Annotated in this window: 18 protein-coding genes; 9 read left to right on the top strand and 9 right to left on the bottom strand. The window is 65.8% G+C overall.

The window, feature by feature from the left end; translation table 11 throughout:
• Positions 1-88: 88 nt before the first annotated feature.
• From NTH_RS17210 to NTH_RS17195, 4 genes are all read left to right on the top strand, one after another.
• The gene (locus NTH_RS17210; RefSeq protein ID WP_338531167.1) at positions 89-1,198 is read left to right on the top strand and encodes a porin; all 1,110 of its coding nucleotides are present in this window, start codon (positions 89-91) and stop codon (positions 1,196-1,198) included.
• A 260-nt stretch (positions 1,199-1,458) separates the two neighbouring features.
• Complete coding sequence (locus tag NTH_RS17205) at positions 1,459-2,388, top strand: tyrosine-type recombinase/integrase (RefSeq protein ID WP_338531166.1); 930 nt, start codon at positions 1,459-1,461, stop codon at positions 2,386-2,388.
• Positions 2,389-2,652: 264 nt separating this feature from the next.
• Complete coding sequence (locus NTH_RS17200) at positions 2,653-3,822, top strand: serine hydrolase domain-containing protein (RefSeq protein ID WP_338531165.1); 1,170 nt, start codon at positions 2,653-2,655, stop codon at positions 3,820-3,822.
• A gap of 97 nt (positions 3,823-3,919) precedes the next feature.
• The gene (locus NTH_RS17195) at positions 3,920-5,026 is read left to right on the top strand and encodes a pyridoxal phosphate-dependent aminotransferase (protein WP_338531164.1); all 1,107 of its coding nucleotides are present in this window, start codon (positions 3,920-3,922) and stop codon (positions 5,024-5,026) included.
• 243 nt (positions 5,027-5,269) lie between these two features.
• Here NTH_RS17195 and NTH_RS17190 read toward each other — a convergent pair whose 3' ends face one another.
• The gene (locus tag NTH_RS17190; RefSeq protein ID WP_338531163.1) at positions 5,270-5,509 is read right to left on the bottom strand and encodes a hypothetical protein; all 240 of its coding nucleotides are present in this window, start codon (positions 5,507-5,509) and stop codon (positions 5,270-5,272) included.
• A gap of 149 nt (positions 5,510-5,658) precedes the next feature.
• On the opposite strand from NTH_RS17190, the gene NTH_RS17185 reads away from it, so the two are divergent.
• The 3 genes from NTH_RS17185 to NTH_RS17175 all read left to right on the top strand — a co-directional run bounded on the left by NTH_RS17185 (position 5,659) and on the right by NTH_RS17175 (position 9,153).
• Positions 5,659-6,252 (top strand): TetR/AcrR family transcriptional regulator, encoded by a 594-nt coding sequence (locus NTH_RS17185; RefSeq protein ID WP_338531162.1) that lies wholly within the window; start codon positions 5,659-5,661, stop codon positions 6,250-6,252.
• A gap of 48 nt (positions 6,253-6,300) precedes the next feature.
• Positions 6,301-7,461, top strand: a complete 1,161-nt coding sequence (locus NTH_RS17180) for an isovaleryl-CoA dehydrogenase (RefSeq protein ID WP_338531161.1) — start codon at positions 6,301-6,303, stop codon at positions 7,459-7,461.
• An 84-nt stretch (positions 7,462-7,545) separates the two neighbouring features.
• Positions 7,546-9,153: a carboxyl transferase domain-containing protein gene (locus NTH_RS17175; RefSeq protein WP_338531160.1), complete on the top strand. Its 1,608-nt coding sequence runs from the start codon at positions 7,546-7,548 to the stop codon at positions 9,151-9,153.
• Between the two features lie 701 nt (positions 9,154-9,854).
• On the opposite strand, the gene NTH_RS17170 is transcribed toward NTH_RS17175, so the two are convergent.
• Positions 9,855-10,568: a GntR family transcriptional regulator gene (locus NTH_RS17170; protein ID WP_338531159.1), complete on the bottom strand. Its 714-nt coding sequence runs from the start codon at positions 10,566-10,568 to the stop codon at positions 9,855-9,857.
• Positions 10,569-10,702: 134 nt separating this feature from the next.
• Here NTH_RS17170 and NTH_RS17165 point away from each other — a divergent pair, with 134 nt between their 5' ends.
• Entirely contained in the window at positions 10,703-12,154 is a 1,452-nt protein-coding gene (locus NTH_RS17165; protein ID WP_338531158.1) for an NCS1 family nucleobase:cation symporter-1, read from the top strand.
• A gap of 114 nt (positions 12,155-12,268) precedes the next feature.
• Here NTH_RS17165 and NTH_RS17160 read toward each other — a convergent pair whose 3' ends face one another.
• The 7 genes from NTH_RS17160 to NTH_RS17130 all read right to left on the bottom strand — a co-directional run bounded on the left by NTH_RS17160 (position 12,269) and on the right by NTH_RS17130 (position 18,330).
• Positions 12,269-12,598, bottom strand: a complete 330-nt coding sequence (locus NTH_RS17160; protein ID WP_338531157.1) for a helix-turn-helix transcriptional regulator — start codon at positions 12,596-12,598, stop codon at positions 12,269-12,271.
• A 166-nt stretch (positions 12,599-12,764) separates the two neighbouring features.
• The gene (locus NTH_RS17155; protein WP_338531156.1) at positions 12,765-13,250 is read right to left on the bottom strand and encodes a DUF2314 domain-containing protein; all 486 of its coding nucleotides are present in this window, start codon (positions 13,248-13,250) and stop codon (positions 12,765-12,767) included.
• A 64-nt stretch (positions 13,251-13,314) separates the two neighbouring features.
• A complete protein-coding gene (locus NTH_RS17150; protein WP_338531155.1) occupies positions 13,315-13,908 on the bottom strand; it encodes a DUF922 domain-containing Zn-dependent protease in 594 nt (197 codons plus the stop codon).
• Positions 13,909-14,587: 679 nt separating this feature from the next.
• Positions 14,588-15,358 carry an MBL fold metallo-hydrolase gene (locus NTH_RS17145; RefSeq protein WP_338531154.1) on the bottom strand — a complete coding sequence of 257 codons (771 nt, stop codon included), beginning with the start codon at positions 15,356-15,358 and terminating at the stop codon, positions 14,588-14,590.
• Positions 15,359-15,483: 125 nt separating this feature from the next.
• Positions 15,484-16,302 carry an ABC transporter ATP-binding protein gene (locus tag NTH_RS17140; RefSeq protein ID WP_338531153.1) on the bottom strand — a complete coding sequence of 273 codons (819 nt, stop codon included), beginning with the start codon at positions 16,300-16,302 and terminating at the stop codon, positions 15,484-15,486.
• Positions 16,295-17,347, bottom strand: coding sequence for a FecCD family ABC transporter permease (locus NTH_RS17135; protein WP_338531152.1), 1,053 nt, complete (start codon positions 17,345-17,347; stop codon positions 16,295-16,297). Before NTH_RS17135 ends, NTH_RS17140 begins: the two co-directional genes overlap by 8 nt.
• Positions 17,344-18,330 (bottom strand): FecCD family ABC transporter permease, encoded by a 987-nt coding sequence (locus NTH_RS17130; RefSeq protein WP_338531151.1) that lies wholly within the window; start codon positions 18,328-18,330, stop codon positions 17,344-17,346. Before NTH_RS17130 ends, NTH_RS17135 begins: the two co-directional genes overlap by 4 nt.
• Positions 18,331-18,446: 116 nt before the next feature.
• On the opposite strand from NTH_RS17130, the gene NTH_RS17125 reads away from it, so the two are divergent.
• Complete coding sequence (locus NTH_RS17125; RefSeq protein WP_338531150.1) at positions 18,447-19,352, top strand: ABC transporter substrate-binding protein; 906 nt, start codon at positions 18,447-18,449, stop codon at positions 19,350-19,352.
• Positions 19,353-19,361 lie beyond the last annotated feature (9 nt).

Below are 19,361 nucleotides of genomic sequence, written 5' to 3'. Positions count from 1 at the left end.
CCCTTCCTTGCATTCACCGCCCGTGTGACCGGCTTTCCAGGCCGCGATGATCGCTTGCCGGCTTCCGATTCTGACTGGAGGTCAGAAAATGAAGATCAAGAGCCTTCTCATTGGCTCCGCGGCGATCATGGGTGGCGTATCCGCCGCTCAGGCAGCCGACATGGTTGTGGTTCCCGAGCCGGAGCCCATGGAATATGTCCGCGTCTGTGACGTCTACGGCGCTGGCTTCTTTTACATCCCGGGTACCGAGACCTGCCTGAAGATCGGCGGCATGGTCCGTTACCAGATGGGTTTTTCGAACGGCGACTTCGGTGACTCTGACGGCTGGCGCAAATACGCCCGCGCCGAAGTCAACATCGATGCCCGTTCGGAAACCGAGTACGGCACGCTGGGCGCGTTCATCAAGCTGCGCGGCCACACCACCCGTGAAGACACGCTCATCGCACCGGGCCTCAACGAAGGCGGCGCCCACTCGCAGGGCGTGGACGGCTACTTCCGCCTGCAGCAGGCGATCATCTCGCTGGGCGGGCTCTCCCTGGGCATCTCCGATTCGATCTGGGATACCGGCCTTTCCGGCGAGCAGGACGTGGGCTTCTTCCCGTACGATCGGGTCCACTTCGTCAACTACACCTTCGACGCCGCCAATGGCGTATCGTTCGCGGTCTCTCTCGAAGAAGCCGACGACGACTACGACTACACGCCGAACGTGGTTGGCCGCGTGGGCGTAGCCCAGGGCTGGGGCAGCGCGGATCTCTATGCTGCCTACGACGCCACGGGTGAGGAATACGCCGTCAAGGGCATCGTGAAGGCGAACCTGTCCGATCGCATGTGGCTGGGCGTGCTGGGCCAGTACGAAAGCGGCATCGGCTACTACTCGGTCAATCCATTCGACGACATCGGCTCCACCGGCCTGTCCTTCCACACCGGTGCTGAGTGGTCTGCCGCGGCTGAACTCGGCTACAAGTTCACGCCGAAGCTGAAGGCCTCGCTGGGCGGCTCCTACTATAGCGAAGTCGGCCACGGTGTCGTGTTGAGCGACGTCGACGCCTGGAAGGTGGGCACGACGATCGATTATGCCATCGTCCAGAACTTCAACGCCAAGCTGGCGGTCAACTACACCAAGTTTGACGGAATCGTCGACGGCATCGAGGACCCGCACCAGTGGAGTGGTTTCCTCCGCCTGCAGCGCGACTTCTAGGACCATGAAAGCGGCGGGCCCGGCCGGTTGCCGGGCCCGTCACCATCGCAGGCGCTCATGAAAATACGGGTTGAAAACGCCGCGGTCGTCAGGGCTGCTGGCCCAATCGTTTTGTCAGCTGGAGGAGGAAGATTCGCCGCCGGGCCTATTCCCGTAGTTGAATTTGGTTATCTCGCACATCAAATGATTGCGTGTTGTTTTGCCACCGTCGGCAGGTCCGAAGGCTGGCATTTTGTTTTATTGACCGTGAAAGCCTCTTGATGACGCAGGGCCGTTATCGTTCTGATGGTAGTGCAGTCCGTTCCCAGGAATGGCCGCCCTACAGGATAGAATACAGCAACTCCGACATCAGGCTGGTAGAGGAATTTTCTCTCTCGGAGCTCTTCGCCAAATATGGCGACATTTTATGGGAACCGGGACGCCACAAATATAATGTCACCTTCTTCATAGGCGAGTTGGACGAGATTCTCCTGGGAAGGCGCTTCAGCGCTTTCGGTCAGGATTTGGTCGATGATCTGATCGGCAAACTGCGCGCCCGCGGAAACGGCAACGCCACCATCAACAGAAAGATGGCGGCACTGAGCAAGCTCCTGCGGAAGGCCCATAAGATGGGTGACATACTAAGTCTACCGGAGTTTCGGCGCCAGAAGGAACGGGCGGGGCGAATCCGCTTTCTCGATGAAGAAGAGGAGCGCCGGCTTTTCGCCGCGATCGCCACCAGGGACCAGGACGCCTATCGGCTGTGCGTCTTCCTGGTCGATACGGGCTGCCGCCTCGGCGAAGCGCTCGGCCTCAACTGGAACGACGTGCGGGGCGGGCGCGCCAGCTTCTGGATAACCAAGTCCGCGCGCAGCCGCACCGTGCCGCTCACGGAGAGGGCGCAAGCTGCGGTGCGCATCCCGCGCCAGGGACACAAGGGGCCGTTCGCGATGGTGAGGCCGGCTCCCTTCCGCGCCATCTGGAACGATGCCAAGGCGGAAGTGGGCCTGGGGACGGACAAGCAGGTGGTGCCGCACGTGCTGCGCCACACCTGCGCCTCGCGCCTCGTGCAGGGCGGCATAGACATGCGCCGCGTCCAGATGTGGCTCGGCCATCAGACCCTGCAGATGACCATGCGCTATGCGCATCTGGCCACAAGCGACCTCGATTCCTGCGTCGTGGTTCTGGAGCGCGGCGGCGCCCGGGGCTGAGGCAGTGGCGAGGCAAGCCTATTCCCGCCGTTTCAATACCACGACGGCATTTCTCCGCCGCGCCCTGCATATTCCTGCCCTGCCGGCATCTGCCCCCGCAAGGAGCGAGCTTGCCTCATCAAGGCTGTTTCGCTTGTACTTCGGGATTGGCGAAATCCCTTATGCCAGCCGGTTTCCCCCTTGCGGGGGAGATGCCCGGCAGGGCAGAGGGGTTAGCCATGGCGCGGCGGAATATACCGCCGCAACAAGGAACGCGGAGGGGTGATGAACATCGAGGCTCATTGGCAGGACAGACGGGAGGTGACTCTCGGCAACTGGCGCACCGCGCCCTACTCGCGATGGAGTTTTCAGCATGTGGGCGAGATCGTGCCGTCGGCGGTCATCGGCGGCCCGTCGGGCGGGGCCTATGCGGCAGGTCCTGCCCTGCCGGATTTCATGCTGCACTATCCCGGTGGCGGCCGCGTCGGCCTTTTCGACCATCTGGCCCGCTCGCATGGCGACAGCATGGTGGTCATGCGCGAGGGCGCTGTGGTCGGCGAATGGCATGCCGCGCATGCCGATCCAGCCCTCCCCCATGTGATTTTCTCCGTTTCGAAATCGCTGACGGGAATGCTGGCCGGCGTCGCCGTGGGCGACGGCGTCCTCGACCCGCAAGCGCCGGTCGCAGCCTATGTCGATACTCCCGGAGGCAGCGCCTATGCGGGCGCGCGCGTGCGCGATCTTCTCGATATGACCGTGGACCTCGATTTCGACGAGGAATATCTGGACGATGGCGGCGCCTTCGACCGCTACCGCAGGGCCATGCTGTGGAACCCGGAACGGGAAGACACCCACCCCGAGACGATGGAAGCGTTTCTCGCCGGGCTCGGCACCCGCGCCGGCCGGCATGGCGAGCGCTTCTACTACGCCTCGCCCAATACCGACATGCTGGGCCTGGTGATCGAGCGGGCGAGCGGCCTGCGGCTCCACCACTATCTCGGCGAGCGCATCTGGAAGCCGATGGGCGCGAAGGACGCGGCCATCGTCACCGTGGACCGCCAGGGCACGGCGCGGGCGGCGGGCGGCATCTGCGTGTCGCCGCGCGATCTGGCGCTGTTCGGCCAGCTCGTCCTCGACGGAGGAAGAAGCCGCGGAGGCGAGCAGCTTATCCCCGCCGACTGGATCGCGGACATGCGCGAGGCCGGCGACCGCAAGGCCTGGGAGCAGGGCAATTTCTTCGAGACCTTCCCGGAAGGGACCTACCGCTCCTGCTGGTATCAGGCGCGCGACGACCACGGTTCGTTCTGCGGGATAGGCATTCACGGCCAGTATGTCTGGGCAGATCCGCTGACCGGCATCGTCGTCGCCAAGACGTCATCGCGGCCCCAGCCCAGCGAGGATGCGGCGGTGCAGCTTGAGATTTCGGTGCTGAGACAGATCGCCGGGATGTTCTGACGCCTTGATTCCGGGCCGCTCCGGCAGGAAAGCGGTTTTCACTTTTCGTGGAATTGCTCTACCAACGGGCAACGCCAACCAGCCAGCCGTCGGAGCCATGACCGAAAGACCTTCTCCAACAGCACTTGTCCGTTCCCTGCCTGCAACGGTGCCCTTTGTCGGGCCGGAAACGCAGGAGCGAGAGCGCGGCCGCCCGTTTCGCGCGCGGCTGGGCGCCAATGAGAACGGCTTCGGCCCCGCGCCCTCCGTCGCCAGGGCGATGGCCGGGGCCGCGCCGCAGATGTGGAAATATGGCGATGCCCAGAATCACGATCTGCGCAACGCGCTGGCGCGGCATCTTGGCGTCGGCGCCGAAAACATCGTCATCGGCGAAGGCATCGATGGGCTGCTCGGCCTTGTGGTGCGGCAATATGTGGAACAGGGCGCGCCGGTGGTCACCTCGCTCGGGGCCTATCCCACCTTCAATTACCATGTCGCCGGCTTCGGCGGTCGGCTGGTGACGGTGCCTTACCGCGACGACCGCGAGGACCTCGACGGTCTTCTGAACGCCGTGAAGCTCCAGAACGCGCCGCTGGTCTATCTGTCCAACCCGGACAATCCGATGGGCACCTGGTGGGAAGCCGATGCCGTCGAGGATTTCGTCGAGGCGCTGCCGCCGACAACGATGTTCGTGCTCGACGAGGCCTATGGCGAGACGGCACCGCCTGGCGCCCTGCCCGCGCTCGACGTGTCGCGGCCCAACGTGCTGCGCATGCGCACCTTTTCCAAGGTCTATGGCCTTGCGGGCCTGCGTTGCGGCTATGCCGTCGGCGAGGCGGAGACGATCCGCAATTTCGAAAAGGTGCGGAACCATTTCGGCATGACCCGGATGGCGCAGGAGGCGGCCCTTTCCGCCCTTGAGGATCAGGCGCATCTGCAATGGGTGTGCGGCGAGGTGGAGGCCTGCCGGCAGCGCCTCTACCGCATCGCAAGAAAAAACGGACTGACGCCGCTCCTCTCCGCCACCAATTTCGTCACCATGGATTGCGGCGGCGACGGCCAACACGCCATGAAGGTGCTTCAGGAACTGGGCAAGCGCGACGTCTTCGTGCGCAAGCCCATGGCCCCCGGGCTCGACCGCTGCATCCGGGTCAGCGTGGGGCCGGCCGAGGAAATCGACGTGTTCGAAGCCGAATTGCCCGAAGCGCTCAAGGCGGCGCGGTAGCGCGGGACGCATTCGCCGTAATCCCGCAAGGCCTTGGGCAGGCTTCGACGAGGAATCCGGGTGCACGCCGCCACCGACGCGGGCTGGGAACCCCTCAGAGGTGATGACGAGGTGGACGCTCACATCGTCATACGCAACGCCGGATCGGGAACCCCGCGGACGATGACCCATGACGCCAGGTGGGTTCGGCCCGCCCCGCATCGATCCTGCCCCAGCTTTTTCGGGCGAAACAGCCGGCCTCGCTCACACCATGTCCTCTTCCCCGGCCGGGCCTTCCTGCCGGTAGAGTATCTCCACGAGCTCGGCCACCCTGCCCTTCGGCATGGGCCGGAAATCGTTCACCAGCGCATCGTCGCTCATCACCCATGCATGCGCCTCCTGCAGTTCCGCAGGCGTGGCGCCGGTGGCGGCGATCTCGGCGACAAGGGTATTGTCGACGGGCCCCAGAATATCCTCGACGGCTTGCCTGGTCAGTGTCGCCATCCCGTTCTCCCTTGGCTGTCGGACGATCTCGCCCTCTAAAATGGTTACGGGGCCGGCCGGGTTCCAGTCCTCTGCCTGCAGCGGAAAGAGGCGGCCCTTGAATTAATTAAACGTACGTTCTATTAATTCCGGGATTCCAGGAGGCAGCCATGGCGCGCACGGCCGGTTCGGACGGCGAAAGAACATTGGCGGCGATACGCCAGTCGGCGCTGTCGCTCATTGCCCGCCACGGTTTCGAGGCCATGTCCATGCGCCAGCTCGGCGAGCGGGTCGGCGTGCAGCCGGCCGCGCTCTACCGCTACTTCCCCAACAAGGAAGCGCTGCTTTTCTCGCTGATGGAGGAGCACATGACCGGGCTCCTGGCATCGTGGGAGGATGCGAAGCCGCAGAGCGCCGACCCTTCCGAACGGCTCGCCGCGTTCGTGCGCAACCACATTCATTTCCACGTCGAGCGCCGGCTCTCCACCCATGTCAACAACATGGAGCTGCGCAGCCTGTCGCCGGACAAGCTGACCCATATCCTTCGGCTTCGCGCGGCCTACGAGAAGGAGCTGCGCCAGATATTGCGCGACGGCGCCGAAGAGGGCCGCTTCCGCATCGAGGACGTCACGCTCACCGCCATGGCCATCATCCAGATGATCACCGGCGTCATCGCCTGGTTCCGGCCCGACGAGCGCCTTTCCGTGCGCGAGGTGGCCCATAATTATCACATCATGACCATGCGCCTCGTCGGCGCCGGTTGATACCGGGACCAGGGACAATGGCCTTGGTATAGTAGGAGGAGAACGACCATGTTCGACCAGACCATGCGCTTCGGGCACGGCGAGGAGATCGAGGCGCTGCGCGAGATGGTGCACCGCTTCGCGCAGGAGCAGATTGCGCCGCTGGCCGCCGAGATCGACCGGGAAAACGATTTTCCCGCCCAGCTCTGGCCGAAAATGGGCGAACTCGGCCTGCTTGGCATGACGGTGGAGCCGGAACTGGGCGGTTCCGGCCTCGGCTATCTTGCCCATGTGGTGGCGATGGAGGAGATCAGCCGCGCCTCGGCCTCCGTCGGGCTTTCCTACGGCGCCCATTCCAATCTCTGCGTCAACCAGATCCGGCGCTGGGGCAGCGAGGCGCAGAAGCGCAAATACCTCCCGGCCCTGTGCTCGGGCGAGACCGTCGGCGCGCTCGCCATGTCGGAGACGGGCGCAGGCTCGGACGTCGTTTCCATGAAGCTGAAGGCCGAAAAGCACAACGACCGCTATGTGCTCAACGGCTCCAAGATGTGGATCACCAACGGCCCGGAGGCCGGCACGCTGGTGGTCTATGCCAAGACCGATTCGCAGGCCGGCCCGCGCGGCATCACCGCCTTCATCATCGAACGCGACATGAAGGGTTTCTCGGTCGCACAGAAGCTGGACAAGCTCGGCATGCGCGGCTCCAACACGGGCGAACTCGTGTTCGAGGACGTCGAGGTGCCCTTCGACAATGTGCTGGGCGAGGAAGGCCAGGGCGTCAACATCCTCATGTCGGGGCTCGATTATGAGCGGGTCGTGCTGGCCGGCGGGCCGCTCGGCATCATGGCCGCCTGCATGGATGTAGCGGTGCCCTATGTGAACGAGCGCAAGCAGTTCGGCCAGCCCATCGGCGCCTTCCAGCTCGTACAGGGCAAGCTGGCCGACATGTATACGACGATGAACGCCTGCCGCGCCTATGTCTATGCGGTGGCGGCGGCCTGCGACCGGGGCGAGACGACGCGCAAGGATGCGGCCGGCTGCATCCTCTACGCGGCCGAAAAGGCGACCCAGGCCGCGCTCGACGCGATCCAGCTTCTGGGCGGCAACGGCTATGTCAACGAGTACCCGACCGGTCGCCTGCTGCGCGATGCCAAGCTCTACGAGATCGGCGCCGGCACGAGCGAAATCCGCCGCTGGCTGATCGGCCGCGAAATCGCCGGAGAGGCCTGAGGGGCTTGCATGCCTTCGCCACAGGCCTAATCTCCGCGCACGTTCCACAAAGCCCCTGAAAGCCATTGAGGAGACCCACCGCGCATGACCGTCATTTCCTCGCAGCTCTCGCCCGCCTCCGAAACCTTCAAGGCCAACCGGGCGCGCATGGAGGCGCTGGTGGCGGAAATGGCCGAAAAGGCGGCCGTGATCGGGAAGGGCGGCACCGAAGAGGCCCGCCAGCGCCACACCAGCCGCGGCAAGCTCCTGCCGCGCGACCGGCTGGCGCAGCTGCTCGACCCCGGCGCGCCCTTTCTGGAGATCGGCCAGTTCGCCGCCTCCGGGCTCTATGGCGGCGACATCGCCTCGGCGGGGCTGATCGCCGGGGTGGGCCGCGTCGAGGGCATGGAGGTGATGATCGTCGTCAACGACGCCACCGTGAAGGGCGGCACCTACTATCCCCTCACCGTGAAGAAGCACCTGCGCGCGCAGGAGATCGCGCTGGAAAACAACCTGCCCTGCATCTACCTGGTCGATTCGGGCGGCGCCAATCTGCCCAATCAGGACGAGGTCTTTCCCGACCGCGATCATTTCGGCCGCATCTTCTACAACCAGGCCAACATGTCGGCGCGCGGCATTCCTCAGATCGCCTGCGTCATGGGCTCGTGCACGGCGGGCGGGGCCTATGTGCCGGCGATGAGCGACGAGACCGTGATGGTGAAGGGCAACGCCACCATCTTCCTCGGCGGCCCGCCCCTCGTGAAGGCGGCCACCGGCGAGGTGGTGACGGCGGAGGAGCTTGGAGGCGCGGAGGTGCACACGCGCGAATCGGGCGTGGCCGATCACTACGCGCTCAACGACGAGCACGCGCTGGCCATCGTCCGCCGCATCGTCAAGAACCTCAATCGAAAGAAGGGCTTGACGCTCGCGGTTCGCAAACCGATTCCGCCGCTTCACGATCCTCATGAGATCTACGGCATCATCCCCGCCGACGTGCGCCAGCCCTATGACGTGCGCGAGGTGATCGCCCGCATCGTCGACGGCTCCGAGCTCGACGAGTTCAAGGCCAATTACGGCACCACGCTCGTCACCGGCTTTGCCCATCTCCACGGCATGCCGGTGGGCGTCATCGCCAACAATGGCGTTCTGTTCTCCGAAAGCGCGCTCAAGGGCGCCCATTTCATCGAGCTGTGCTGTCAGCGCAAGATCCCGCTCGTCTTCCTGCAGAACATCACCGGCTTCATGGTCGGCCGCAAATACGAAGCCGGCGGCATCGCCCGCGACGGCGCCAAGCTGGTGACGGCGGTGGCGACGGCGCGCGTGCCGAAGTTCACGATCATCATCGGCGGCTCCTTCGGCGCCGGCAATTACGGCATGTGCGGCAGAGCCTACTCCCCCCGCTTCCTGTGGATGTGGCCCAATGCCCGCATCTCCGTCATGGGCGGCGAACAGGCCGCCACCGTGCTTTCCATCGTCAAGCGCGAGGGCATAGAGCGCAAGGGCGGCACCTGGAGCGAGGAGGAGGAAGCCGCCTTCAGGAAGCCGATCCTGGAGAAATACGAACGCGAGGGCCACCCGCTCTATTCCAGCGCTCGCCTATGGGACGACGGCATCATCGACCCGGCGAAGACGCGCGAGGTGCTGGGCCTGTCCCTCTCCGCCGCGCTCAACGCGCCCATCGAGGAGACGCGGTTCGGCGTGTTCAGGATGTGAGGGCCGCAGCGCCCGACGATTTCGAGCCTACATGCTTTGATCATCGACCGCAGGAGCGCGGTGCCGGAAGCGTTGGGCGCGGGCGGGAAGGGAACGGCCCCAAGGTCCCCGCCTTCGCCCTGGGATGACGAAGGGGAAGGGACGCTGCTTGCATGATGGAACCGCGAGCGCTCGGCGCCCACCGGGAGCCGCCAGCAGGAGCCGCCAACGCCCACCCTCGACGATGCAAGCGCGTTCGCGCCCACCGCTCCGCTTCGTCGTTCGCGCCACCCCCGCCGCTTCGTCATCCTTGGGCTTGACCCAAGGATCCATGCCGTGCCGGCGGTGAAGCGGGCGGCGTTTCCGGCATGGGGCGCCCGGTGCCGGTAGCGTCGGGCGTGGTCGCAGAAGCAACGGCATGGATCCAAGGTCCCCGCCTTCGCCCTGGGATGACGAAGGGGAAGGGACGCTGCTTGCATGATGGAACCGCGAGCGCTCGGCGCCCACCGGGAGCCGCCAGCAGGAGCCGCCAACACCCACCCTCGACGATGCAAGCGCGTTCGCGCCCACCCCCCCGCTTCGTCGTTCGCGCCACCCCCGCCGCTTCGTCATCCTTGGGCTTGACCCAAGGATCCATGCCGTGACGATGACGCAGGGTGCGCGGCGCCACTCTGCTGCATTTCGGCGCTCAACGAAGACGGCACTCTGCCGCCCCGGCGCCGTCAATCGGGAACGCCCCACCATTGAAGCGTGTTCTGGAGGTGGAGGCGGATGGCGTCGGCGGCCGCGTCCGCGTCGCGGGTCTCCAGCGCGCTTATGACGGCCAGATGCTCTTCCATTGCCGAGACGACGCGGTTCGGCACGAAGGCCCGCGTGTTCTGGATGATCGCGATGCGGGTGCGGTTCTCGTCGTAGAGCAGGGCTTCGAGCCGGGTATCCAGCCCGGCCGACAGGGCATCGTGCAATGACAGGTCGGTGCGGATCGCCTGGCGCGGCAGATCGGGCGTCATCTCCCGCTGTGCTCTTTCGAGCATGTCCTCATGCGCCGCCCGCAGGGCCTCGAGCGGCATGTCCGCGCCCTTTTTGACGAGCCGCCTGGCGCCTTCCACGTCGAACATCGCGCGCAGGCTGAGGCAGGCGCGCGTGGTCTCGGGCCCCGCATCCATGATCATGACGCCGCGCTTGGGAATGACGTTCAGGAAGCCGCATGCGTCGGCCCGCTTCACAGCCTCGCGCACGGCGGCAAGCGGAAAGTCCAGCATCTCCACGAGATCGGGCACCGTGGCGAAGGATCCGCTGGAAAGCGAGCCGTCGCGCAGCATGTCGACGAGCGCGTCATAGGCGCCCCGGGCCAGCAGGGCCGGCGCCTGCCCGCCGCGCGCGGCGGCCTTTCCGGTACGGCCTTCATTTTCGCGTTTCTCGATAAGGTGTTTCATGGGTTTGGCACGTACTTCCGCTGAAAGATACTCTGTAACCTTTTACAAAACATGTCACAAGAAATGCCGGGGAACGGCTTTTACCTAAGCGTTTTTTTGACGGCCTCCTGAAGGCCCAACAATGGGAGAACGATATGGCGAACTCACCCAGCAAGCACGCCAATGACGGCGCGCTTTACAATGCCGATTTGGCTCCGCTCCCGGCGGAGAAGCGCAAATGGGGCGCCTTCGAAATTTTCAACGTGTGGAACAACGATATCCAGAGCCTGTTCGGCTATTCGCTGGCGGCCTCGCTCTTCATCACCTACGGGCTGAACGGCTGGGCCGTGTTCGCGGCGATCGTCGTCGCCGGCTTCTTCGTCATGTTCCTGGTCAACCTCACCGGCAAGCCGTCGGTCAAGCACGGCGTTCCCTATCCGGTCATGGCCAGGGTCAGCATGGGCGTCTACGGCGCGCGCTTTCCCGCTCTCGTCCGCGGCATCGTCGCGATCTTCTGGTACGGCGTGCAGACCTATTTCGCCTCGACCGCGGTGGCGCTCTTGCTGAACACCACCTTCGGCATAACGGGCGGGGGCGAATTCCTCGGCATGACCGCCGTCGGCTGGCTGTCCTATCTCATCGTCTGCGTCTTCCAGGTGGCCCTCTTCATGCGCGGCATCGACTGGGTGGGCAAGTTCCTCAACTGGGCGGGCCCCCTCGTCTATGTCGTCATGATCGCGTTGTGCATCGTCATCTGGTGGAAGGCCGGAAACGGCATCTTCAGCGCGCTGGGCACCATCTTCGAAGGCAGTGAAGCGACCGACCCGCGCGGATCCGTCGCCGCATTCTTCGCGATCGTGGGAACGATGATCGCCTATTTCGCCGCCGTGGTCATCAATTTCGGCGACTTTTCGCGTTTCGTGAAAAGCGAGAAGGCCATGAAGACGGGCAATTTCTGGGGCCTGCCGGTCTCGATGGCCTTCTTCTCCTTCATCGCCCTCTTCGTGACGGCCGGCACCGTGGTGCTGTTCGGCGAGAAGCTGGTCAATCCGGCCGATATCGTCGAGCGCGTCGACAATGTGCTGCTCACGCTGATCGCGGCCGTCACCTTCTTCGCCGCGACCGTCGGGATCAACCTCGTCGCCAACTTCATTCCACCGGCCTACGACATCGCCAACCTCAACCCGGAAAAGATTTCCGCCAGGATGGGCGGCGTCATCACCGCCGTCATCGCCTTCTTCATCGGCGCGCTCTGGATGCCGGTGATCTCCAACATCGGCATCACCGGTTTCGTCGACACGCTCGGCGCCTTCCTGGCACCGCTCTACGGCATTCTGGTTGCCGACTACTACTTCGTCCGCCGCGGCGCAGTGTCGGTCGACGACATGTTCTCGTCCGATCCGGAGGGGGCCTATTTCTACGGCAATGGCTGGAACCAGAAGGCGCTGATCGCCTTCGTCCTTGCCGCCGTCTTCTCGGTGGCCACGGTCTGGGTCCCGGCCCTGTCGCAACTGTCCGGCTATGGCTGGGTGATCGGCGCGATCCTCGGCGGGGCGCTGCATACCGGCCTTATGAACAACAAGGTGCCAAGCCCCAAGACGGCCTGACACCCCGCAGATGGATCTGCGAATTGGCCGGCACCCGCCGGCCTTTTTTCTTGCGCGAGGCCACCACGAACCGCCGAAGTCGCGGCTGCCCTGCCGTCCTTCGGCGGATACCAATCACACCAGATCGTCAACCGCCACACCAAGCGCCCCAGCCAGCTTCCGCAGCGTCTGCACCGATCCCGTCTTCCTCCCGGCCTCGATATCGGCGATCTGCACCCGGTTGACGCCGGAGCGTTCGGCCAGCGCCGCCTGGGTCAGACCGCGCAGGTCACGGAAGACGCGCAGCGGGCTTTCGCCGTCCACCATGCGGCGCACATATTCGGCGGGGATCGCTTCGCCGGGGTCGGCCATGGCGCGGTCATAGGCTTCGATGTCCGCCAGTTCCTCGGCGGCCGCGCACAGCCTTGCATATTCCTCGCGGGCGATCGTGATCGTATCGGCCATGCTCTTCTCCATCAGTCGTAGGCACCGCCGCGCGGCCCGATGTGCAGAATGTCCAGAACCTCGCCGTCATGCATGATGACACGCCAGTCGCCAACCGCCCCTCCCCCGTTCACCGCGCCAGCACCGGAATGCGATTTTGCACGCCATCTCCCCCAGCCGTAGCTTCTCAATCGCGGAACTGCCGCCGCAGTTCCTCCGCTTGCGCGGCGGGCATGTCGCCCAGCATCGCCCGGACCGTGTAGCCGCCGAAGCGCGCCTCGCCGGTGTTGATCATCCAGTCCTCGATCTCGTCGGAGGAAAGTTCGACCGGATCGCCGGCCCGGTAGCCGGGAGTGACGGGATCGTTCGCGAGCCGGCCCTGAAAGACACCGTTCCGCATGCCGGTCACCTCCACCCAGATGTGCTCGGCCCTGCCGCCGCCGGCAAGACGCATCTTGAGGAGATAGGCGCCGCGCAAGCCGGTATCGGCGAGTTGCAAGAAGCGCGGCAGGGTCTCGCGCGCCTTGCGCATCGCCTCGGCGAGCCTGGCATCGCCGGTCGGATACTCCATCCGATTGTCGCCGGAGGGACGGGCTCCTCCTTCCGCATGCGCGCCCCCTCCTGCCGCGAAGCTGCCAAGTATGGCGAGAACGATCTTGATGAGCCTGGACATCGGGCGGGTCCCCCACAGAGCCGTTTCAGACATGCTATGCGAAGAACATCATGAACAAGCGGTTTTATTGCCCATTCACCAGCGCCAGCACCAACTGGTGCACATTGCCGCCATTGCTCATCTCCACGCGGTCGAACTCGCGGCTTCGCCGCCTTTGCTCCAGCGAGAGCGCGCGGAGGCGGTTCTGGAGTTCGGCGCGGACCTTGTTGCAGTCGGGGTCGGCTTGCCTGGCAAGGCCGATCGAGGCAGCCTCGATCTTTTTCACCATGTCGACGATGATCTCGCCATGCACGCGCTCATGCGCCTCAACGCCGGCTATGAAGCGGTCCCAGAGCCGTTTCGTCTCGGCGGGAAGCGGGCCGGAAGCCTGCGGCAGGCGGTAGGTGATGATCAGCTTGGGCTTTGCCGAGGCGAGCACGCAGCCGCCGCCCTGCTGCTGGTAGTCGCGGGTCCATGTCAGCTTGAAATCCGTGTAGGCGATCGCCCGGCCGATGCCTACCTTCGGCCCACGCGCGCCGATGGATTCGTACAGCGCGATGCCCGTCGCGCCGGAGACCTGATAAGGCTCCACCTTCTCGACGGGCTGCCACTCGCCCGCCGCCGCTGTCCCGGCCATCGCCAGGATCGGCAGGATCGCCAGCATTATGAAAATCCGCATCACGCACCTTTCGTCCGTCGACCCGTGGATCGGTCCCGGCATGTTTCTCCCCATCCGCCGCGTGTCAAGCCGCACGGCGCCAGCCTTTCGCCGCCATCCCTCCTGCCATTCGTCATCCTCGGGCTTGACCCGAGGACCCATGCCTGAACGGCAGCGGCGGCCACCGGCGGCCCCGTGAACCCGCCGCCCCGTGGACGGAAAACGCCCCCCGTTCCGGCCAAGCCTTTGTCCCGCCACGCCTTTCCAATTTTCTTCCCGCTGGTTTATCCCCACCCGCCCGGCCTGCCTTATCATGCTCCCCATCGCCCTCACGGGAACCGGGTCCGGACCGGGGATCAGGGAGGGCGGCGGCAGCCTCCCCCTCCGGGTCGGTACCGGAGGCATGTGAGGGCCTGCAGCAGGCCGGAGTCCTGTGTCCTGAGCGTGTCGAAGGACGCAGGGCGCGGAGAAGCCGCGGGAGGTTCGGTCCAGGCGTCTCAGTGACGAGCCTGGGCGCCCCAAAAGGGCAATGGGAACCTTCCTTGACCGGTCATGCAGGACAGCGGCCGGCGGGGCGCGTTGATCGCGCCACATAAACTACACAGAGAGGCACGGACAACGCGCCCCGCTTCCCACGTTCTTTGAAACCCGGCGCAAGGGCGCGCGGGACCATATCCGCGCGCCCTCCGTCCGGGGCCGGTCAGTCGTACCAGGGACCTTGCACGACCTCGGTGTCCACGTCCGCTTCCGCCACCCTGGCGGCGAAAGCTTCCGGGTCCTGGCCGCGATAGTGGTAGGGATAGACATAGGTGGGGGCGAATTCGGCCACGGCCGAGGCCGCCTGCTCGATGTCCATCGTGTAAGGCAGGTTCATGGGCACGAAGGCGATGTAGATGTCCTCGAGCGCGCGCATCTCGGGGATGTCCTCGGTATCGCCGGCGATATAGACACGGCGGCCGTCGATGGTCAGCACATAGCCGTTGTCGCGGCCCTGCGGGTGGTATTGCAGGCGATCCTCGGTGGTGTTGTAGGCCGGGATGGCCTCGATCTCGATATCGCCGACCGTCATCGTCTCGCCATTGGCCATCGCCGTGGCCTTGGCCTTCAGCTCTTCGGGCAGCATGTCGTGGACGGCGGGATTGGTGATCAGCCGCGTGTCCTCGCCGGCAAGGGCGGCAAGCGTCTCGGCGTCGTAGTGGTCTCCGTGCTCGTGGGTGATCAGGATGAGATCGGGCTCGGGGTGGCCCTCATAGGCCGCGGCCCCGCCCACGGGATCGGCATAGATCACCATGCCGGGTACGGTCATGACGAAGGACGCATGATCGATCGGATGAATGGTGATCTCACCGGTCTCGGTCTCGTAGGTGTCGCCGCCTTCCTGGGCTCGTGCAACGAAAGGCATAACGGTGGTGGCGCCCAGCACCGCCGCTCCGGCGGCACCCAGCTTCAGCGCATCGCGTCGTGTCATCATCGTCGGGTTCTCCAGTTGGGGGGCAGGCCGGCCCCGTTGGAAATGCAGCGGCCCGACACGCGATTATAGGTCACGCGCCCGCGTTGACGAGCCCGGCGATGGAGGTCTCGCGCAAAATTGAAGCGTCAGCCGTGCCCGGTGGCGCGGACGGGGATGCAGAAGGGCCGCCCCGTTTCCTCGTCGCTCAGCACCCGGCATTCGATGCCGAAAACGCTGGAGATCACGTCGCGCGTGAAGGTCTGCGCCACCGGCCCCTGCGCCACGATGCGGCCCTGTCTGAGAAAGACGATGTCGTCGGCGTGGCGGGCGGCCAGGTTGAGGTCGTGCAGCACCACGGCCACGGTGCGGGCCTCGCGGTGGCACAGGCGCGCGACCAGATCCAGCGTTTCCAGCGCATGGGCGATGTCGAGATGGTTGGTCGGCTCGTCGAGCAGGATCACGGGCGCTGCCTGGGCGATGACCATGGCGATCCAGGCCCGCTGCAGTTGCCCGCCCGAAAGCTGTCCGATGGGCCGGGCGGCGATGTCGGCCACGCCGGCCGCGGCCATGGCGGCATCGGCGGCTTGCCGGTCGTCGGGGCCGGCGGGGGCGAAGCGCTTGCGGTGCGCATAGCGGCCGAGCCGCACCAGATCCTCGACCGTCATCTCGTCGGGGGCCGAAGGGTTCTGGCTGAGCATCGCAATGCGCCGCGCGCGCTCGCGCACGGGAAGGGCGTCGACGGGGCCGCCGTCGACCAGCGCCGCGCCGGCGCTCAAAGGCAGCATCGCCCGCATGGCGCGCAGCATCGTGGATTTGCCGCAGCCATTGGGGCCGCAAAGCGCCGTCACCCGGCCGCTGGCGATGGCAAGGTCCAGCCCTTCGAATACCAGCCGCGAACCGTAGCCGGCGGCGGCCCCGCGCAATTCGAGGCCGTTCCGCAAGCCGGTCAGGGTTCGTTCAAGCATGGTTCTGCCTCGCGCGGAACAGGATGAAAAGGAAGTACGGCGCCCCCAGAAGCGCGGTCGCGGCGCCCGTCGGCACTTCGAGCGGGGCGAAGCCGTAGCGCACCACGATGTCGGCCGCGATGACGGCGAGCGCGCCCAGCATGGCGCTGCCGGCGATGAGCGGCAGGGCGCGCAGGCCCAGGAGAAGGCGGGCCGCGTGCGGCGCCACCAGCCCGACGAAGCCGATCGCGCCGACGAAGGAGACGGCGCCCGCCGTCAGAACCACCGACAGCCCCATCAGCATGAACTGGCTGCGCCGCACGGCGACGCCTGTCGCCATAGCGCTGGTGTCGTCGAGCAGAAGCTGGTCCATCCGCCGCGCCATCAGCACCACGGCCGGAAGGCAGATCGACAGCACCAGCCCGGTGGCCGCGACATCGCTCCAGCGCGCCTCGTGCACGGAGCCCGCCAGCCATATCGCGGCCTGGCTGGCGCGGTAGACGGGCCCTGCCACGATAAACAGCGTCACGCCGGCGCGGGCGAGCGCGCCGAGCGCGAAGCCATGCAATATCAGGCTTACCGGCCCGACATTGCCGCGCCCGGCCAAAAGCGCCACGAGCATGGCGAAAAAAGCCGCCCCCAGGGCCGTGGCGACCGGCTGCCAATAGATGCTGACGGTCAGCATGTTGGCCGGATCGGTGAACAGGAAAAGGAACGCGACCGCGCCCAGCGCCGCGCCGTCGGTAACGCCCAGGACGGAGGGCGCGGCAAGTGCGTTGCGGGTGGCACGCTGCAGGACGAGGCCGGCCAGGCCCAGCGAGGCGCCGGCGACACCGGCCAGCAGCACGCGCGGCGCCCGCAGGGTCCACAGGATCAGCATGTCGGTCGCCGAGCCCTGCCCGATCAGCGCCGGCAGCAGGCGGTCGAGCGGCATGGGCGAGCTGCCCATGCTCAATCCGGCAAGCATTGCCGCCAGCAGCGCCGCTGCCACCAGCCCCAGCATGGGAGCCGGGGCATGTCGCGGCATTGCAGGCCGGTCCGCTGCGCCCTGCACGATGGCGCTCATAGGCCGACCCCCGCCGCCCGCCGGTGAAGCAGCATCAGGAGTACAGGAACGCCGAGCATCGCCATGACGGCGCCGACCGGGGCCTGCGAGGGATAAATGATGAACCGGGAGACGATATCGGCGGCCATCGCCAGCGCCGCCCCGGCAATGGCTGCCAGTGGCAGCAGCCGGGCGTGTCCCCGCACGCCAAGCCGGCGCACCAGATGCGGGGCGGCAAGCCCGACGAACGGCACCGGACCGGCAAGCGCCACCGAGAACCCCGACAGAAGCGCGGCGCCCGCAATGGCGGCAAAACGCATGCGGACGACCGACAGGCCGAGCGCCGAAGCGGTCGTCTCGTCGGCCGACAGAATGTCGAGCTGCGGCGCCGCAGCCAGGCAGCCGACGCCGATGGCAAGGACGAGGCCGGCGGCGGGCAGGACGAAGAGCGGGTTGCGGTCGGCAAAAGAGCCGGAAAGCCAGAAGAGCAGCTCCTCCATGGTACGCTCGTTCGAAATCAGCAGGATCTGCGTCAGCGAGGCCAGCAGCGCGGCGACCACGATGCCGGCCAGAAGCAGATGCAGCGGCGCGGCGCGCCCTCCCCCGCTCAGCGCGACGCCGTAGACGACGGCGGCCGTCAGCAGCGCGCCCGCGCATGCGGCCGCCATAAGGGGCGCCAGGGCTTCCTCCCCGGTCAGCGTGACGACCAGCACCGCCGCGAAGGCCGCCCCGGCATTGACGCCCAGCAGGCCGGGCTCGGCCAACGGATTGCGCGTCACCGTCTGCATGAGAACGCCGGCAATGGCGAGCGCGGCGCCCACGATCATGGCGATCATCGCGCGCGGCAGGCGCAGCGTATTGACGATCAGGGCCGTCTGGTCTCCGCCGCCCGCCGTCAATGCGCGCCAGACCTCGGCCGGCGGCGTGAAGCGCACGCCCAGATGCAGGCTGGCGGCGGCCAACAGGACAAGGATGGCAATCAGAACGGCGGTCAGGGCTTTCATGGCCTTCTCCAATCCGGGCCGTTTGCTGAATATGACCATGGAAGTCAACTTACAACTTGACGCCGACGATCACATTTCGGCATGTCGACACCTCAACGCCTGAAAGGAGCACCCCGATGAAACTGTTATCGAAACTGGCGGCGGCAGCGCTGTTTACGCTTTGCGCCTTTTCGGCGCACGCCGGCGAAATAGCCCATGCGATGGGGGTTACCACCGTGCCGGACGCGCCGAAAAGGATCGTCGTCCTGACCAATGAGGGCACGGAGGCGCTGCTGGCGCTGGGGATCACGCCGGTCGGCGCGGTCAACTCCTGGACGGGCGACCCCTGGTATCCGCACATCGCCGAACAGATGGCCGAGGTCACGCCGGTCGGCAAGGAGAGCGCGGTCAATCTGGAGCTCGTCGCGGCGCTCCAGCCGGACCTGATCCTGGGCAACAAGACGCGCCAGGAAGCCATCTATCCGCAGCTTTCGGCCATCGCGCCAACGGTCTTTTCAGAGCGGCTGCGCGGCGACTGGCGGGTCAATTTCAAGCTCTACGCGGAGGCCGTCGGTCAGGCGAAGCAGGGAGAGGATATCCTGGCAGCGTTCGATGCCGAGATTGCCGCATTGCGCGAAAAGCTCGGCGCGCGCACCGACGAGCGCGTCTCCATAGTCCGCATCCTGGCGGGTCAGATACGTATCTACCAGAAGGACAGCTTCTCGGGCTTCATCCTCGACCAGATCGGCTTCAATCGTCCACCGAACCAGGATGTCAATGAGTTCGCGCTGCGGGTGGGCAAGGAGAGCATTCCGGACATGGAAGGCGACCGCCTCATCTACTTCACCTATGACACGGGCGACGGCGAAGGCGAGAAAGCCACGGAGGAAGTGCTGAACGATCCGCTTTGGCAAAGCCTCGATGTGGTCAAGGCCGGCAAGGTGCATGCGGTCGACGACGTCATATGGAACACGGGCGGCGGCATTCTGGCGGCGCGGCTGATGCTGAAGGACATTGCCCGCATCTATGGCGTCGCCGAGTAGTCGGGAAGA

It is taken from the genome of Nitratireductor thuwali (assembly GCF_036621415.1).
GTDB lineage: Bacteria > Pseudomonadota > Alphaproteobacteria > Rhizobiales > Rhizobiaceae > Chelativorans > Chelativorans thuwali.
This window is presented reverse-complemented; position numbering and strand designations above follow the sequence as displayed.

Bases quoted from the DNA above. Each gene is read 5' to 3' on its own strand.
- NTH_RS17125 (WP_338531150.1), top strand. From the start codon at position 18,447: ATGAAACTGTTATCGAAACTGGCGGCGGCAGCGCTGTTTACGCTTTGC.
- NTH_RS17205 (WP_338531166.1), top strand. From the start codon at position 1,459: ATGACGCAGGGCCGTTATCGTTCTGATGGTAGTGCAGTCCGTTCCCAG.
- NTH_RS17185 (WP_338531162.1), top strand. From the start codon at position 5,659: ATGGCGCGCACGGCCGGTTCGGACGGCGAAAGAACATTGGCGGCGATA.
- NTH_RS17135 (WP_338531152.1), bottom strand. From the start codon at position 17,347: ATGAGCGCCATCGTGCAGGGCGCAGCGGACCGGCCTGCAATGCCGCGA.
- NTH_RS17160 (WP_338531157.1), bottom strand. From the start codon at position 12,598: ATGGCCGATACGATCACGATCGCCCGCGAGGAATATGCAAGGCTGTGC.
- NTH_RS17210 (WP_338531167.1), top strand. From the start codon at position 89: ATGAAGATCAAGAGCCTTCTCATTGGCTCCGCGGCGATCATGGGTGGC.
- NTH_RS17140 (WP_338531153.1), bottom strand. From the start codon at position 16,302: ATGCTTGAACGAACCCTGACCGGCTTGCGGAACGGCCTCGAATTGCGC.
- NTH_RS17155 (WP_338531156.1), bottom strand. From the start codon at position 13,250: ATGTCCAGGCTCATCAAGATCGTTCTCGCCATACTTGGCAGCTTCGCG.
- NTH_RS17165 (WP_338531158.1), top strand. From the start codon at position 10,703: ATGGCGAACTCACCCAGCAAGCACGCCAATGACGGCGCGCTTTACAAT.
- NTH_RS17145 (WP_338531154.1), bottom strand. From the start codon at position 15,358: ATGATGACACGACGCGATGCGCTGAAGCTGGGTGCCGCCGGAGCGGCG.
- NTH_RS17130 (WP_338531151.1), bottom strand. From the start codon at position 18,330: ATGAAAGCCCTGACCGCCGTTCTGATTGCCATCCTTGTCCTGTTGGCC.
- NTH_RS17200 (WP_338531165.1), top strand. From the start codon at position 2,653: ATGAACATCGAGGCTCATTGGCAGGACAGACGGGAGGTGACTCTCGGC.
- NTH_RS17190 (WP_338531163.1), bottom strand. From the start codon at position 5,509: ATGGCGACACTGACCAGGCAAGCCGTCGAGGATATTCTGGGGCCCGTC.
- NTH_RS17170 (WP_338531159.1), bottom strand. From the start codon at position 10,568: ATGAAACACCTTATCGAGAAACGCGAAAATGAAGGCCGTACCGGAAAG.
- NTH_RS17195 (WP_338531164.1), top strand. From the start codon at position 3,920: ATGACCGAAAGACCTTCTCCAACAGCACTTGTCCGTTCCCTGCCTGCA.
- NTH_RS17175 (WP_338531160.1), top strand. From the start codon at position 7,546: ATGACCGTCATTTCCTCGCAGCTCTCGCCCGCCTCCGAAACCTTCAAG.
- NTH_RS17150 (WP_338531155.1), bottom strand. From the start codon at position 13,908: ATGCGGATTTTCATAATGCTGGCGATCCTGCCGATCCTGGCGATGGCC.
- NTH_RS17180 (WP_338531161.1), top strand. From the start codon at position 6,301: ATGTTCGACCAGACCATGCGCTTCGGGCACGGCGAGGAGATCGAGGCG.